We start from the raw sequence: 17,188 nt of genomic DNA, 5'->3' as shown, positions 1-17,188 counted from the left end.
TTAATTCTTATCTACCCTTTGGATAAACTTCCCCTACGTAGTTAGAGAAAAACTGCCTAATGGGCGTTACCGGATACCTTTAGTTTATTAATAATCTTAAACCATAGTAGAGTATAATACAAATTATTATAATAATATATGGCTTTATACCAAACCTATTCGTTTTAATGACCATTTCATATAAATTCATAATATTTCCCAATATAAAAGGAGCAGGATAACCCATTTTTAGTAAATCCTGTTCTAATTGACCTAATTTTGTCATTGATTTATCATAGGTTTTATGCGATAAATCTGGCAACTGTCCTAATAGTTTTTCAGTAGCTTTAAAGTCTTGACTCATCATCTTTATTAAACTATTGAGCTTTTCTAAATCTCCAGTAGAAGCTTCTTTTATAAAAGCTACTATTTTATCACTAATAGTTTGTGAGCCTAATTTCCCACGTGGTGAGATTAGCTTCTCCATCTCAATTATTGTAGTTTTATCTAATTTTATTCCATCAGATTGTTCAATTTGTTTTAATGCCTCTATAGTCTTAAATTGGTCATTTATATTAACTTCTACTATTTTTTTAATTTGTGCAGATACACTCTCTGCTCCTTTTCCAAATACTTCCAATAGTTTCATTCTATCTAACTTTTCCATTATCTTGTCATAAGTTTTCTGTGTTATTTGAGGCAATTTAACCAGTATTTCTTCTGCCTCTTTAAACTCTTTATCTATTAATTCTATTAAAATATCTAGTTTTACACTATCGTGAACTGAAGATTCCTTTATAAAGTTTACTATCCTTTCACTTATAATTTCTGGACTTAATCGTCCTCCCGGAGAAATCATCTCTTTTATTCCAGCTACTGTTCTTTCATCGAGTTTTATTTGATCTTCATCTAAATTTGTTTTTAACAAATCTAATATTCTATCCCCTATAGTTTCATCTAACTTCACTATATTTTCTTGTGTAAATCCTTGAAGTTTTTCACTTTGTTGCATTTTTTCTAATATATGAACAACAGTACCTTGATTTTTTAGAGTTTCCTCTACCATCTTTTTAAGTTGACCATATATATTTTGTGATTCTTTTACAAACTTTTCTATCGATGTTAAATCATATATATAAGACTTATCTTCTAGGCTAGATTCTTTATATATTGCAGAAATTTCAGCAGTTTCAATTTCTTGATTTGTAGATAGATTTACTTCCTTAACTTCTACATGATTTTTACTTGTTATATTATTTATCTTATTTATATTGTGAGTACTATCTATCTTCATATAGATTCTCCTATACATATTGGCTTACTAATCTTCCTTGGTAAAATAAAATGATTTTTGGATTTATGTTTCAATATCGACAATACCATCACTTGAAATAGTTGCTATATCATTATTTATATCCTCTTTATATTCAGATGATTCGAAAGGAGCTTTCATTTGATTTTTATTTCTTTGATCATAAAATATATCTTCCTTTATCCCAATCTTATTTATCTTATTTATCTTTCCAAGATCCATTAAATTCACCACCCATTGTTATTGTATATTTAATATTTCTAATTTACTTATATATGATATCGTCATTTTATTTATAAATTAAAATTGAATTTTATTTTACTTTTGTTTTACTATACCTATAAAAGTTCTATAGCCCCTCTTAGCTCATCTATATTTTGATGTATATAAACACTAGTTACTCTTAAATCAGCATGCCCTAGTAGCTTCTGTAGATATGGCAGAGGTACATTTGCTTTTATTAGGCTGCTTGCAAAAGAATGTCTTAATATATGGGCTGATACTCTTTGTTTAAGTCCTAATGGTTCCTGTGCTCTCTTTAAAGCTGCATTAATATATTGAGAAGACAAGGATCCACTTTTCTTAGTACAAAACAAATTATTAGATTCTATATCGGGTCTAATATTTTCCATATAGTCTTTAATTATAATGTATAGCTTTTGACTTATTGGAATAATTCTATCTTTTTTCCCTTTACCATTTACAATATATAACAATCTACTATTCATATCTAAATCTCCTACTTGTAAATTTATAAGCTCTGAAACTCTCATACCAGTATAAAATATAGTTTGTATAGCAGCCTTTAATAAAGGCTTATCTATATTATTAAATAATTCTTCTACTTGTTTTTCACTTAAGAAAAATCTTTCATTTTGTTTTACTTTAATTGGTTCTATAAAAAGTGGTAATTGTTTATAGCAAATTTCTCTTCTGTATGCATAATTATATAGACTTCTAAAAATATATATAACTCTATTTCTCGTGGAACTCATTTTTCCTTTAAGTTTAATCAAATACATATATTCTTCTAAATCTTCTAAGCTTATCTCATGGATATCTTTTTCAATAGAATATTTATCCATTAAATAATCTCCAAAGTACCCGAGTTCTTTTTTATATCCTATTATAGTTTCTAGTGATCTGTCTATACTTTCTAGATACCTTAAAAAGTTCTCTACTACATAACTATATTTCATAATAACCCACTCCTTAGCTTTAGTATTATTATATAATATATTGAAGAAAGCTAGAGAAGAAAATTATTTCAGTAAGTGCTATTAATGCTAAGACTTTAGAGGTTAAGTTTAATAAAGCGGTTGATACTACAAAAGCGATTATGGAAGCTAAGCGTGGATCAGTTAAGCCGTCTGTAAAAGAAATCAAGTTTGCAGAAGATAAAATGTCAGCTACTATAGAATTCAATGCAGTTATGATAGCTGGAGATTACACAGTAACAGTTACTGGTTTAACAGAAGAAGCTTTAACTGGAACAGTAAAAGTAGAAGCTGAAAAACTTACTAAGATAGAATTCTTATCAGACGTAGCAGTTCAATCAGAAGTTATGACTGGAACTACTCTTGATAACATAAATCTTAAAATGAATGTACAAGCAAAAAATCAATATGATGAAATTGTTAATGACAAATTAAGAGCTTCATCAATATCTATAACAGCTTCTAAGGGAGCTTCAACAGGTCATGAAATTAATAAAGAAGGTATATTAACAATAAAAGGTAATGCAACTGATATGTTTAAAGTAGATGATAAAGTTGTTGTAACAATAGTTGATTCAGAAACAGGAGTTACAGCTACAAAAACAGTAACTGTTGTAAAATCAGCTCAAGTTGATACAATTGTATTGGGAGAACTTAAGACAGATGATGTAGAATTAGCTAAAAAACCTATAAATGTAAATAATATGGGATCAGAATTTGCTAAGTATTACATTCCAGTAGAAATCAAAGATCAATACGGAAATGTATTAAAAGCAGAAGAATTAAAAGATGTTAACGTATTATCATCTAATGATAATATCATTAGACTTGCAGGAACTAAAATTGTTAACCTAGCAAAAGTAGGTACAGTAATTAAGTTCCAAGCACCTAAATCACCAGCAACTCATGGTACAGCGGTATTAACAGTTGTAGCAGCAGGAACTGGAAAGACAGCTAATACTACTGTAAAAGTATTAGAAAATGCTAAAACTGATGTATTAACAGTATCTACACCAGAAAAAGCATTAAAATTAGAAGTAAAAGTAGAATTACCATTTACAGCAGTAGATCAATATGGTAATGACTTAGTTTCAAACACAGAGTTAGTTAAAGATGGAGTAGCTTCAGGATCAAAACTATTAAAGTTTACTGATGGATCTTCAATTACTACAACTGGTGCAACTATAGATTACTCAGTTGATTATGGTAATAAGAATAAAGTTAAATTACACATAACACCAGACGCTGAAAATGTAGTAATAACTGCAGTTTCTGCAACTGGAAAAGCTCAAACACTTAACTTGAAAGCTGAAAAAGCACCTGCAGCAGCTTCATTAGGTGGATTATCTAAAGATATATATAACTTAATCCAAAAAGGTCAAACTCAAACTATCAGTCTTGATGATATAGTTATAAATGACCAATACGGTGAAAAAATCAATTTACCAGCTGGTTTCTCATTAAAATTTGAAGCAGAAGATGGAGCAGCTGATAAGGTTGGAATAACTAACACTACTCTAAATAATTCAACAACATCAACAGTTATTAGTGCTGGTGTTAAAGGTACAGAAGTATTTGAAATTTCATTAATTGATAATAGCTCGCCAGCTAAAACATTAGATACTATAACTGTAACTTTTGAAACAGTTGAATTAAAAGATATTACAACTTTTGGTATGAAAGAAGTTGGAAAAATCTTTACAGGAGCATCAACAAAATATAATAATCCTACATCAGATTATGCTAAAAACTTAACAATATTTGGTAAAAAAGGTTCTGCAGAAGTAAAAGTAGACCAAGGATTACTTGTATCTGCAACAGCTACTGCTCCAATAGAAGTTGTTGGATCAGCTATACCTTATAAAGCCATAGATACAAAAGGTTTAGATAAAACAGCTACATTAACAGGTGTAGTTGCAGGAGCAGACAACCCACTAACTATTACACAAACATTAACTTATAGTGATGCACAAAGTGTAGTAACAGATTTAAAAGTTCGTAAAACAGGTAACGAAGCAGAAATTAAAGATGGAGCTATTGTTGTTCCAGCTAACTTTATAAACGGTAAGAAAATAGGACCAGTTGGAGCTACTTCAACATTCCAATTCTATGGTGAAGACCAATATGGTGTAGCACCTAGAGAAATATCTTATACAGTAACAAACGTTGCAAAGGCTGACAAATCAACAGCACCAACTATAACAATAAGTAAAGCAGGAGAAATATCAGTTTCAGGTGCTTCCCTTGTAGAAGGAGATACTTTTACAATTACTGGTATAGTTGATGGAGTAGTAAAAACTATAAAAGTAATAGTAGGAGATACTGTAGCAAATACAAGCTTAACAGCAAGTAACATTGCAATTGAAACACCAGCTAAAGCAATTTACAACGATGGAGATAGCCTAGATTTATCTAGCTTAGTTGTAACTGTAACTTACTCAAACGGAGTAACAGAAGAAATACCATATGCTCAATTTGTAGCTAAAGGTATAGCAACAGATAAGGCTAATGGAGTTGCACTTACTACAGCAGATAATGGTACTGAAGTTGTAATTAGTGTTGATGGAAAATCAGTTAATCAAGCAATAACTGTAAATCCAGTATTTGATAGCTTAACAATAAAAACAGCACCAACTAAAACAACTTATAATGATGGTGAAACATTAGAATTAACAGGTTTAGAAGTTGACTTGTTAAGTAAGGATGGAACACTTATCAAAACAGTAGCATTTGCAGACTTTACAGCTGAATCTATAACAACAGTTAAAGCTAATGGAACTACACTTACTACAACAGATGATAAAGTTGTAATTACTAAAGGTAGTAAAACAGTTAATCAAGCAATAACTGTAGATCCAATATTAGTAACAGGTATTGCAGTAACGGGAGCAGCAGATGCTACTACAATAGAAACTAATAATGGAACATTACAAATGTCAGCAGCAGTATTACCAGCAGGAGCAACTAACAAAGCAGTGACTTGGTCAGTTGTAGCTGGAACAGGAACAGCGTCAATAGATGCAGACGGATTATTAACAGCATTAACTAATGGAACAGTAACAGTTAAGGCAGTAGCTAAAGACGGTTCATTAGTAGAAGGTACAAAAGAAATTACAATAAGCAATCAATAGCAAGCTCAGTCGCAAGCTCCTTTGCTAGGGTACCAGGTACCTTCGCAGACTGGTACCTTCGCAGACTAAAGCGTAGACTGAACTAAGTAGCAAGCTCAGTCGCAGGCGACATCGCTAGGGTACCAGGTACCTTCGCAGACTAAAGCGTAGCTTAAACAATTCAACAAATTAGATTCCCCACAGGTAGAAATACTTGTGGGGGATTTTTTATTCATTTTTTCTCAAAAAGCAAGCTCAGTCGCAAGCGACATTGCTAGGGTACCAGGTACCTTCGCAGAGTAAAGCGTAGGCTGAATAAAGAAATAAACTAGATTCCATACAGGTAGAAATACTTGTATGGAATTTTTTTATGCTTTTCTTCACAAAAGATAATTTTACGACTAATATAATAATAGTATAATATGTATTAAAGTTTTGTAATATGATATAATTAAAACAAATATAATATAATAAGTAGGTGAATAAAAGTTGAAAATATATTTTGATATGAATATATATAATAGAATATTTGATGACCAAACACAGATGAGAATAAGATTTGAATCTATGGCAATAGATATACTATTTGAGCTGGTGGAAAATAAAGAATATGATCTGATGTGGTCATTTATCTTAGAATATGAAAATTTTAAAAATCCTTTCATGGATAGAAGACTTCATATTAAGTCAATTTCAACTTTATCTAAAGAAGTTATAAAACCTAATGATGAAATTAAAACTATAGCAAAAGATATAGTTGGAAATTCTAATACAAAAGATAAAGATGCATTACATCTTGCATCTGCTATATATAGTGGATGCGATTATTTTATAACTTGTGATGATAAATTTATAAAAACAGTAGAAAGCAATAGAAATAAATTAAAAGATATAATTAAAGATATTAAACTATACAATCCTATAGATTTTCTTAGAAGGGAGATGGATATTGATGTTATTGAATGAAAAGAGTAAATTTACCGATAGAGAAATAATAGAAAAAGGTTCTAGAGCATTGATAAGAGAACTAGGGTATTCTGGATTTCTACGATTTATACGCCATTCTGAGGGAGTAGGTAAAGAAGATTATTTAAAATTAGAGAATGAAATATTTAATGATATGTCCTTAGATGCCATATTTGATAATGCTAAAAATCATTGGGAAGATAAGGAATAAATCAAGTTTAAGCAAGCTCAGTCGCAAGCTCCTTTGCTAGGGTACCAAAGAAAGCTCAGTCACAAGCTCCTTTGCTAGGGTACCAAAGCAAGCTCAGTCGCAAGCTCCTTTGCTAGGGTACCAGGTACCTTCGCAGACTACGACGCCCAACATGTGGCTAGTCCCGTAGGGGAAGCGTAGACTGATCAACAATACAAAATATCTCTCACAGGTAGAAAATACTTGTGGGAGATATTTTATGTTTTTTCCTCACAAAGGTACCGGGTACGCCCCGAATTTTGTCGAAAGAATGCAACTGAAGCAAAGACACAAATTAGATCCTTCATAGGTAGTCTACTTGTAGAGGATATTTTTGTTTTGCAATAGTAAATTCCTACTTGAAAGTTATATATTAAGTAGGATGTGTAAATGATAAAGAAGTAATAGGAGACCTTAGAGCGCACAACTTTAGGGCTTTTTATATGCATATAAAAATGTAAGAAAAAAAAATAAGACCAGCAACAGTGGTGGGAAACCCTCGTGCAGGGTTTAGCGTAATTGCATAGGGGGGTATAATGAAATAAAAGAGCTGTAAGCCCTGATATTGGTGGATTAGTAGGAAAGTATAACATTTAAAAACTCTTAAAAGTTGTATAGAAGTATTAAAAATAATTTTAGAATTGTTTGACAAAAAGTATTGACTAACATATAATAATAGAAGAAAGCTCAGCCGCAAGCTTCCTCGCTAGGGTACCTGGTACCTTCGCAGACTAAAGCGTAGACTGAACTATAGAAGGACCCCAAAGGATTAAATTCCTAAGGGGTTCTTTTTTTTATGTATGAAAATAATAAAGTATATAAATACTTATTGACATATAATAAGTTTGGTGTTAGAATATGTATAAGGTATAAAAATACCTTTAAGGCATTTAGATTTACAACCCATATTTTTTTAACTTAAAACAAAAGGTATGTAAATACTTAAGGAGGATTTATAATGAATGAAACAAAGAAAAAGCTAATTAAAAGATATATTAGCCAATTAAGGGGGGTGTTCAATCAGGAGCAAGCCTTTAATATTGTCTTAGGAATATTGTTTATAAAATGGATGGAGCAATCAGATAGATATGGTGACTCAGTTTATTTAATCACCAAACCTATCTTGGACAATGAGAATCCAGAAAATAGTATAAGATATTATGAAGCAGACTTCCCAGAAATAGCTGGAATACTTAGTACTCTTCTGAGTAAATCCTTTGTAGATGAGAAAATAGATTTAAAAGAAGTTTACTGGTCCCTAAGTAATAAAGAGTTTAAAACCAAGCATGACCTGCGAGACTTGATAAATATAGCAGTCCAAGATGGCCTAGAAGTTAGAAACTTCAACGAGACACCCAATAGCATAGCTAGTCTAGTAGTAAACCTAGTAGAGGGAAATAGAATAGACAGCTTCGCAGATTACTGTTCAGGTATATCTAATATTGCTTTAGAGGTATTTAGGAAAACTGACTGTCAACCATATTACTATGCAGAAGAGATCAATACTACTATAGCTTTAATATCAAAGCTTTTAATGATTGTTAATGAAGTAGAAAGCTATGAAATCATAAACAAAGATATTTTCACCAAAAGGGATAAAGAAGAAGTTAAAGAATTTGATTTAGTAGTATGCGATATGCCTAGAATATCAAGATATGATAGACAATTTAGAGCAAATGATCCAAGATTTCGTTATGGAGCTCCAGGAAAAGCAAATCCAGAATGGGCCTTTATCCAAAATATAATCTACCATTTAAATGAACAAGGTAAAGGTATAGCAATAGGTTCAAAAGGAATGCTTGTGAGGGGTTTTGAAAAAGATGTAAGATCTAGGATAGTTAAAGAGGATTTAATTGAAGCAGTTATAACCCTGCCAGATAATCTATATGAAGGCACCAATATAGGAACTGAAATAATAATCCTTAACCGAGACAAGCCAGTAGAAAGACAAGGATTAATACTTTTTATTAATGCCCATGAATATGGAGTAAGACTTAATAGAAACCAATATAGCTTAACTGAAGAAGGTAGAAAGAAAATACTAGATGCTTATTACAATGGTATGGAAGAGGAAGGCTTTAGTAAACTCATCCCCTTAGAAAAGATACAAGAATATGAATATAGATTAAACCCAGTTGAATATATAGACTTTGAAACATTAAAGAATAAATTTGAAGAAACCATAGCACTAGATAAAATTGTAGAAATTACAAGAGGTCTTAGCCTTTCAAGAAATGAACTAGAAGAATTAGAAGCTGAAGAAGGCTACTACTTTATCAGCGTTAGAAATATTGATGAAAGCGGCATTAACTATGAAGATGCAAGTAGAATTAAGCCTAAGAGCAATGAGTGGTTAGAAAGATATAGTGTTGAACCAGAAGACATACTCATCACTACAAAAGGGTGGGAAACCAAAGTAACCCTAGTAGGCACCAACTTTAAAAATCTATTCTTCAGCAGTAATTTAACTAGAATCAGAGTTGATCGTAATAAATATAATCCATATATATTAGTAGAGTTTTTAAAAAGTAAAATTGGTAAAAGGATGCTTGAAAGTATCCAGACAGGTACTACAGTAACATTAATCAATAATAAACAACTCTCCAGAATGGAAGTACCAGTGTATTCAGAGAAGGTAATGTATGAGATAGGTAATGCAATGGAAGACAACCATAAAACCTATGAACACAGAATAAGGGAAGCAGAAAGAGAATATGAAGGGAAACGAAAAGAGCTAATGGAAAGATTAGGTATAAACAGCGGTCTATAAAACAAATTCAAAGGAGGATGGCCATGCAAACTGCAAGAAAAATTGAAAGAATGAACTGCCCTACTTGTGGCAAGAGGCTTTTTGACAAAGAAGAAGGAGCCTATGGATTTACAAGAGAAAAATGCCAAGTGTGTAAAAGCATTTGGAGAGTAGATTTAGCACATAAAAAGTTTACATTAATAGCTGGTAAAGCTGTACAGAGACGATAAGGAGTCATAGAACTACCTTAAGAGCCTGATAGCTACTTTTAATTAAGTAGTTATTGGGCTCTTTTTTTATTGTTATAGAAAGTATGTTCGATTTCCAATAGTAAGAAATACAATCTCAATCTATTTATATAGTATAGAGTAAATTTTAATATATCATCAAGCAGCCGAAAGGCTCGCCTAATAAAAAAAAGGTGAGTTTTTTGGCTGATTGTTATGCCCTTTTCTCTCCGAGAGAGGGGCTAATTTTATGTCAAGATTTATTGAAATTGATGGAGAGAAAGTACCAGTAAGTGAAGAGGTTTACAAGGCTTATATGCAGCCAGTTTGGAGAGAGCAGAAAAGAATACAAAGAGCTTATAAGGATTTAAATGAGATGGATGATCCTTTTGCTGGAAGTGGAAAGATTTTAAAGCAATCAAATGCAGGTAATGGGTCTGGCTTGCATCATATCAAAATGGGTTTACCTTTGTCCCTAAATCAAGCTAGGGAAGAACAAGGCTTCGAAGCAAAATCAGAAACAAATGTTGAAGAAGAAGTTGCATATAAAATTTTACTAGATGAACTCTTAAATATCTTAGATGAATTAAATGATAAAGACAGTAAAGCTATGAAACTTGTATTGATAGAAGGATTATCCGAACGAGAGGTAGCTAAAGAAATCGGTATGTCTAGAAAGACCGTCAATAACAGAAAGAAAAAGTATCTTCCAATTATTCAAGAGAAATTAAAAGATTGGACTAAATAAACTTTACCCAAAACCTTTACAGATGTCCTAGGAGATATAGAAGGACAATAAAAAAATCTTTACCCAGAATTGAGGTGAATGTCCTAAGAGATATGAAGGGAGGAAATCTTATGCAAAAGGAATTACAGGAAGAAATGGCTGGAACATTGATGGCTATTTCTGTTGTAAGTAAGAGTCTAGCTAAAAAAGTTATGAAAGGAGAAAAAGATAATGAGCAGGATGAAACTAGCAATGAATGTAGTGAAAGACCTAAGGAGCCTTGCAGATAGTATTGAAGCTCTAGCAACAGATGAGCAACATGTAACTGATGTAGAAGAGGTAAGAGAACCAGCAACAAAAATAACATTTGAAGATTTAAGAGCAGTCCTTGCAGTTTTAACTAGAGATGGCAAGCAAAAAGAAGTAAAGAAACTCATCATCAAATATGGAGCTAAAAAGCTTTCTGATGTTCCAGAGGACAAGTACCAAGAACTACTAGATGAAGCGAGGAAAATATAATGGCACAACATGCTCTACTTTCTGCATCAGGTGCTGACCGTTGGATGAACTGCCCACCCAGTGCTCGCCTAGAGGAGAATGAAGAGGGCAAATCAAGCATCTTTGCAAGAGAAGGAACCTTTGCCCACGATTTATCAGAATTGAAGCTAAGAAGTCATTTAGGAGAAATATTAAAGGCTGACTTTAATAAAAAGTTAAAAGCTATGAAAGAAAACGAGTTTTATACTAAAGAGCTGGAAATGTATGTAGACCAATATGTAGACTTTGCCATTGAGAAGATAAATGAACATAAAACAGGAATGATCTCCATAGAGCAGCGAGTTGATTATTCTTGCATTTGTAAAGAAGGCTTTGGAACTGCAGATTTATTAGTTGTAGATGAAGATGCAATAGAAGTAGTAGATTTAAAATTTGGTAAAGGCCTAAGAGTAGACGCTATAGATAATAGTCAACTTAGGCTATATGCACTTGGAGCAGTGGATAATTTTAACTTCCTATATGGAGCAAAGAAAGTGAAGATGACCATAATGCAGCCAAGACTTGATCATATCTCCACTGATGAAATGGAAGTAGAAGATTTGCTTAAGTGGGGAGAGGAAGAAGTCAAACCTAAGGCAGATTTAGCCTATGCAGGTGAAGGAGAATTTAATCCTGGAGAACATTGTATATGGTGCCTAGTTAAAGACAGATGCAGGGCTAGGGCAGATGAGAATATGAAACTAGCAAAATTAGACTTTAAAAATGCACCACTACTGACAGATTTAGAAGTAGTGACAGTTTTAAAGCAAGTAGATGAATTAGTAAAGTGGGCCAAAGATATAGAAAAGTACGCTTACACAGAAGCAGTTAATAACAATAAGGAGTGGCCTGGCTTTAAGCTTGTAGAAGGTAGAAGAACCAGAAAGTACACTTCCAAAGAAGAAGTAGCAAAGGTTCTTCTTGAAGCAGGATATGAAGAAGAAAAGATATATTCTAAATCACTGTTAAGCCTAACAAAGCTTGAAAAGCAGCTAGGTAAAAAAGACTTTGAAGAAGTAATAGGTTCTTTAATAGAAAGACCACCAGGGAAATTAAAGCTGGTGCCAGATGATGATAAGAGGCTGGAGATTAAAAGTTCAGCTGAAATAGATTTTAAAAACTAAAAGGAGAGTTGATTATTATGACAAAGGTGATTACAGGAAAATGCTTATTGAGTTATGTGTTCGTAAACAAACCAAAGGCTGCAGTAGCAGGTGGAGAAGAGAAATATTCGCTATCAGCAATAATACCAAAGAATGACAAGGCTACACTTGGAAAAATAGAAGCTGCAATAGAAAAAGCTACAAAAGAAGGAGTATCAAGATTTGGTTCAAAGTTCGGAAAGGCACCAAGTTTTAGAATACCTTTAAGAGATGGAGATGTAGACAAGCCAGATGATGAAGCCTACAAGGACAGCTACTTTTTAAATGTAAACTCTAAAACTAAACCTGGTCTAGTAGATAAGGATGTAAATCCTATACTGGACCCAACAGAAGTCTACTCAGGATGCTATGGAAGAGTGAGTATAACTGGATTTCCATATTCAGTAAACGGCTCAACTGGGATAAGCTTCTCACTTAATAATGTACAAAAGTTAGAAGATGGAGAATCACTTGGCGGAAAACCTAGAGCTGAAGATGACTTCTCAGCATTTGCAGATGATGACATATTAGGATAATGGATATGAAAACTCTAGCAGTAGATATTGAAACCTATAGTAGCGTAAACCTCAGAACTTCTGGGGTTTTCAGCTACACAGAAGCAGATGACTTTGAAATATTACTCATTGGATATTGCTTCAATAACGAGGAAGTTCAAGTAGTAGACCTAGCCCAGGGAGAAGAAATACCAAAGGAAGTAATAGAAGCTTTAACAGATTCATCAATAATTAAAACAGCCTTTAATGCAGCCTTTGAAAGAACCTGTTTAGCAAAGCATCTAGGAGAAGAAATAGCAGCAGAACAGTGGAAATGTTCTATGGCTCATTGCTTAACACTAGGACTACCTGGAAGTCTTGCAGGAGTAGCCCAGGCCCTAAGATTAGAGATGCAGAAGATGGATGAAGGTAAAGCCTTGATAAGATACTTCTCTATCCCCTGCAAGGCAACTAAGGTTAATGGTGGAAGAACTAGAAATACACCAAAGCAAGATATAAAAAAATGGAATATCTTCAAAGAATACTGTAAGCAAGATGTGGAAGTTGAAAGAAGTATCAGAAAAAAGCTAGATAACTTCCCCATGATAGAAAGTGAAATAAAGCTATGGAATCTAGACCAAAAGATAAATGATCTAGGAGTAAAAATAGATAAGCAGTTAGTAGAAAACGCAATAAAGTGTGATGAAAACTATCAAGAAAAACTATACGAAGAAGCAGTAGAACTTACGAATCTAGATAATCCAAACAGCCCAATGCAACTAAAGAAATGGCTTGAAGCTGAAACAGGATTTGAGATAGATGGACTAACAAAGCAAAATGTATCAGACTTATTAGAAAAAGACATAAATCCTAAAGTCAAACGAGTATTAGAGTTAAGGCAAGATATGTCCAAGACTTCAGTTAAGAAATATGAAGCTATGGACAGAGCAATTTGTATAGATGAAAGAGTTAGAGGATTACTTCAATTCTATGGAGCTTCGACTGGGCGATGGGCAGGGCGTTTGGTGCAAATTCAAAATTTACCTAGGAACACCATGAGCGATTTAGGCCTAGCCAGAAATCTATTACTCGAAGGAAACTATGAGCCCATAGAACTACTCTTTGATTCAGTACCAGATGTATTATCGCAACTCATAAGAACAGCCTTTATTCCATCAAATAATAGCAGATTTATAGTTTCAGACTTCTCAGCTATTGAAGCTAGGGTCATAGCCTGGCTTGCAGGTGAAAGGTGGAGGCTTGATGTTTTTAACTCCCATGGAAAGATATATGAAGCATCAGCATCACAGATGTTTGGAGTTCCAATAGATGAGATTACTAAAGACAGTGAATATAGAAGAAAAGGTAAGATTTCAGAACTGGCTCTTGGCTATCAAGGGAGTGTTGGAGCACTTAAAGCTATGGGAGCTATAGATATGGGTCTAGAGGAAGAAGAACTAAAACCTTTAGTAGACACCTGGAGAAGATCTAATCCCAATATAGTAAAGCTTTGGTGGGATGTAGGAGATGCTGCAATAAAAGCAGTAAAGGGAAGAACAACTATAAAAATGCAACACGGACTTAAGTTCTCCTATAGAAGTGGCATCCTATTTATTACTCTTCCATCTGGTAGAAGTCTAGCTTATGTAAGACCAAGAATTGAAATAGATGAAAGGTTCAATAAGGACAAGTTAACATTTGAAGGTCTTATGCCTGGAACTAGAAAGTGGGGCAGGGTTGACACTTATGGCGGAAAACTAACGGAAAATATTATACAAGCCATAGCCAGAGATTGTTTAGCTGAATCCATGATAAGGCTTGATGAAACAGGATATAAAATTGTAGCACACATACACGATGAGGTAGTTCTAGATGTTCCAGATAACTTTGGATCGCTTGAAGAAGTAGAAGCTATTATGGCTCTTCCGATGGACTGGGCTCCAGGATTGCCACTAGGAGCTGAAGGCTTTGAATCTGAATATTACAAGAAGGATTGATTTTATGGATAAAGAAACTATAGCGTTTATAAAAGACTTAAAGAAATACAGAAGAAAAATACCAAAGCATCAATTAAAAACAATTAGAGGTCAGGCTCTTTCAGGAAATCTTGAAGGGGCTAAACTTGGCCTTAAGAAAATAAGCAAGGAGAGGATAGAATGATTGAATTTACTCTATACACATCAAACTATACAGGTAATCTTTCAAACTGTATTTATCCAGAGAAGATAGTAATAAAGACTGAGGAAGATATGAAAGAAGCTATTAAATTTGACCATGTTACTGCTGAATATAAAGATAATTACAGGAGTAACAAGAACTTTATAAGGGCAGATAATATACCACTTGATTGTGATAATGATCATTCAGATGACCCAAAGGACTGGATAACTTCAGTGGATGTTTCCCTTGAGTTTCAAGATGTAGCATTTGCAGTATCATACAGCAGAAATCATATGAAGCAGAAAGGTAGTCAATCTCCAAGACCGAGATTCCATGTATATTTTGCAATACCAGAAATAACAGATGCAAAGGAATATGCAGACTTAAAAAAGAGAATTTCGTCAGCATTTCCCTACTTTGATAAGAATGCTTTAGACAGCGGAAGATTCCTATTTGGAACTGACAATACTGAAGTTGAATTCTATAAGGGAGATAAAAGCATTATAGATTTCATTAGTGAATCTGACTTTGAAAACTGGGAAAATACAAAAGATATTATTATAGAGGGCAGTCGGAATAACACCATGTCCACGTATGCTGCAAGAGTTATAAAACGCTTTGGTGATACAGAAAAGGCACATGATCTCTTTCTTAAAGAAGCAGAAAACTGTGTTCCACCACTTGAAGAAGGGGAGTTAAAACTTATATGGTCCAGTGCTTTAAAGTTTGGACAACAAGTATCATCACAAGAAGGATATATTCCACCTGAAGACTATAACTCTGAAATGGAACTAGAACCAGAGGACTATTCAGATGTAGGCCAAGCAGTAGTGATGGCTGAAGAATATAAGGATAAGCTTAGGTATTCACCATCAACAGACTTCTTAGTCTATAACGGAAGCTACTGGGAGGAATCAAAACCCAAAGCACAAGGAATATCCCAGGAACTTACTTTTAGACAATTAGAAGAAGTTGAAATTGAAATACAAAAGATTATGAAGGAGATGCGGGAAAATGGGGTGTTTGATTTAATAGCAAATCTAGGTAAGAAAAAAGCAGAAAGTGTTTTTAATGATAGCCAAAAGAGAAGCTTTAAAAAATATGAGAAAGCAATGGAGTATAAAAAATATGTAATAAAAAGAAGAGATTCAGGGAGAATATCATCAGTTCTTAAAGAAGGGCAGCCTATGCTTGAGATAGATATGGAAGATCTTGATGCAGATGAATTTCTATTAAATACACCAAAGGGAACCTATGATTTAAGAAAAGGAATAAGTTCTCCTATGGAACATAATCCATCACACTTTATAACAAAAGAAACAACAGTAGATCCAAGTGATGAGGGCATGAAACTTTGGACAGATATGCTTGATGTTACCTTTCAAAAAGATAAAGCCCTCATAGACTATGTTCAAAGAGTAGCAGGGCTTGCAATTATAGGAAAAGTCTATGAAGAAGCCTTGATTATAGCCTATGGAGAAGGAAGGAACGGGAAGTCAACCTTTTGGAATTCAATAGCTAGGGTGTTTGGAAGCTATAGCGGGAATATATCAGCAGATGCCTTAACTGTTGGGAACAAAAGAAATACAAAACCAGAGCTTGCTGAAGCTAAAGGAAAAAGGCTATTAATAGCAGCAGAAATGGAAGAAGGTATGAGACTTAGTACAGCAATGATTAAGCATCTATGTTCTACGGATTTAATATATGCAGAAAAGAAATATCAGGCACCTTTTAGTTTTATACCAACTCACACATTAGTTTTATACACAAATCACCTACCTAAGGTAGGAGCCATAGATGAGGGAACTTGGAGAAGACTTATAGTTATTCCTTTTGAAGCTACTATAAAAGGGAGCGGTGAGATTAAAAACTATGGGGACTATCTATTTGAAAATGCAGGCGGTGCTATTCTTACTTGGATAATAGAGGGAGCAGAAAAGGTGATAAAAGAAGATTGTAAAATAGTTCTTCCTAAAAAAGTTAGGGAAGCCATAGATGATTATAAGAAAAAGAATGATTGGCTAGCACATTTTCTTGAAGAATGTTGTGAAATAGATGAAAATTATACAGCAAAATCGGGTGAAGTTTATGATGAATACCGAGCATTTTGCATCAGAACTGGAGAATTTGTTCGTAGCACCACTGATTTTTATACAGCACTAGATTCATCAAAGTTTGAAAGGAAAAGGACTAGTGTAGGTGTAATCGTAAAAGGTTTAAAGATTAAATCAGAGTTTATTTAAAAAACTTAAGAATTAACCTACATTGACCTACATTTAAAAAACGCTGTAACCCTGTATTTTACTACAAAGTGTAGGGCTATGTACCTCTATACTATA

Annotated in this window: 16 protein-coding genes; 13 read left to right on the top strand and 3 right to left on the bottom strand. The window is 33.3% G+C overall.

What is annotated here, in order from left to right; translation table 11 throughout:
* Window positions 1-79 precede the first annotated feature (79 nt).
* The 3 genes from TICRE_RS06935 to TICRE_RS06930 form a co-directional block, all read right to left on the bottom strand.
* A complete protein-coding gene (locus TICRE_RS06935) occupies window positions 80-1,273 on the bottom strand; it encodes a hypothetical protein (RefSeq protein WP_075726489.1) in 1,194 nt (397 codons plus the stop codon).
* A 63-nt stretch (window positions 1,274-1,336) separates the two neighbouring features.
* Window positions 1,337-1,513: a hypothetical protein gene (locus tag TICRE_RS13230; RefSeq protein WP_158016461.1), complete on the bottom strand. Its 177-nt coding sequence runs from the start codon at window positions 1,511-1,513 to the stop codon at window positions 1,337-1,339.
* A gap of 116 nt (window positions 1,514-1,629) precedes the next feature.
* Window positions 1,630-2,490, bottom strand: a complete 861-nt coding sequence (locus TICRE_RS06930) for a tyrosine-type recombinase/integrase (RefSeq protein WP_075726487.1) — start codon at window positions 2,488-2,490, stop codon at window positions 1,630-1,632.
* A 140-nt stretch (window positions 2,491-2,630) separates the two neighbouring features.
* Here TICRE_RS06930 and TICRE_RS13455 point away from each other — a divergent pair, with 140 nt between their 5' ends.
* The 13 genes from TICRE_RS13455 to TICRE_RS06875 all read left to right on the top strand — a co-directional run bounded on the left by TICRE_RS13455 (window position 2,631) and on the right by TICRE_RS06875 (window position 17,092).
* Entirely contained in the window at window positions 2,631-5,639 is a 3,009-nt protein-coding gene (locus TICRE_RS13455) for an Ig-like domain-containing protein (protein ID WP_075726485.1), read from the top strand.
* Between the two features lie 468 nt (window positions 5,640-6,107).
* Window positions 6,108-6,584: a PIN domain-containing protein gene (locus tag TICRE_RS06920; RefSeq protein ID WP_075726483.1), complete on the top strand. Its 477-nt coding sequence runs from the start codon at window positions 6,108-6,110 to the stop codon at window positions 6,582-6,584.
* A complete protein-coding gene (locus TICRE_RS06915; protein ID WP_198927513.1) occupies window positions 6,568-6,795 on the top strand; it encodes a hypothetical protein in 228 nt (75 codons plus the stop codon). The genes TICRE_RS06920 and TICRE_RS06915 overlap by 17 nt, the downstream gene beginning before the upstream one ends.
* Window positions 6,796-7,771: 976 nt before the next feature.
* The gene (locus tag TICRE_RS06910) at window positions 7,772-9,583 is read left to right on the top strand and encodes an N-6 DNA methylase (protein ID WP_075726479.1); all 1,812 of its coding nucleotides are present in this window, start codon (window positions 7,772-7,774) and stop codon (window positions 9,581-9,583) included.
* A gap of 23 nt (window positions 9,584-9,606) precedes the next feature.
* Window positions 9,607-9,792: a hypothetical protein gene (locus TICRE_RS06905; RefSeq protein WP_075726477.1), complete on the top strand. Its 186-nt coding sequence runs from the start codon at window positions 9,607-9,609 to the stop codon at window positions 9,790-9,792.
* Between the two features lie 247 nt (window positions 9,793-10,039).
* A complete protein-coding gene (locus TICRE_RS06900; protein ID WP_075726475.1) occupies window positions 10,040-10,537 on the top strand; it encodes a sigma factor-like helix-turn-helix DNA-binding protein in 498 nt (165 codons plus the stop codon).
* A 110-nt stretch (window positions 10,538-10,647) separates the two neighbouring features.
* A complete protein-coding gene (locus TICRE_RS13450; protein WP_198927512.1) occupies window positions 10,648-10,806 on the top strand; it encodes a hypothetical protein in 159 nt (52 codons plus the stop codon).
* Window positions 10,748-11,035, top strand: a complete 288-nt coding sequence (locus tag TICRE_RS06895) for an rRNA biogenesis protein rrp5 (protein WP_075726473.1) — start codon at window positions 10,748-10,750, stop codon at window positions 11,033-11,035. The genes TICRE_RS13450 and TICRE_RS06895 overlap by 59 nt, the downstream gene beginning before the upstream one ends.
* The gene (locus tag TICRE_RS06890; RefSeq protein WP_075726471.1) at window positions 11,035-12,177 is read left to right on the top strand and encodes a DUF2800 domain-containing protein; all 1,143 of its coding nucleotides are present in this window, start codon (window positions 11,035-11,037) and stop codon (window positions 12,175-12,177) included. The genes TICRE_RS06895 and TICRE_RS06890 overlap by 1 nt, the downstream gene beginning before the upstream one ends.
* Window positions 12,178-12,194: 17 nt before the next feature.
* Window positions 12,195-12,731, top strand: a complete 537-nt coding sequence (locus TICRE_RS06885) for a DUF2815 family protein (protein WP_075726469.1) — start codon at window positions 12,195-12,197, stop codon at window positions 12,729-12,731.
* Window positions 12,732-12,736: 5 nt separating this feature from the next.
* Entirely contained in the window at window positions 12,737-14,686 is a 1,950-nt protein-coding gene (locus TICRE_RS06880; protein WP_075726467.1) for a DNA polymerase, read from the top strand.
* Between the two features lie 4 nt (window positions 14,687-14,690).
* Window positions 14,691-14,849: a hypothetical protein gene (locus TICRE_RS13445; RefSeq protein WP_198927511.1), complete on the top strand. Its 159-nt coding sequence runs from the start codon at window positions 14,691-14,693 to the stop codon at window positions 14,847-14,849.
* Window positions 14,846-17,092 carry a phage/plasmid primase, P4 family gene (locus TICRE_RS06875; RefSeq protein ID WP_075726465.1) on the top strand — a complete coding sequence of 749 codons (2,247 nt, stop codon included), beginning with the start codon at window positions 14,846-14,848 and terminating at the stop codon, window positions 17,090-17,092. The genes TICRE_RS13445 and TICRE_RS06875 overlap by 4 nt, the downstream gene beginning before the upstream one ends.
* The last annotated feature ends 96 nt before the right edge of the window (window positions 17,093-17,188 follow it).

Origin of the sequence: Tissierella creatinophila DSM 6911, assembly GCF_001940565.1 — a bacterium.
Classification (GTDB): Bacteria; Bacillota; Clostridia; order Tissierellales; family Tissierellaceae; genus Tissierella_A; species Tissierella_A creatinophila.
This window is presented reverse-complemented; position numbering and strand designations above follow the sequence as displayed.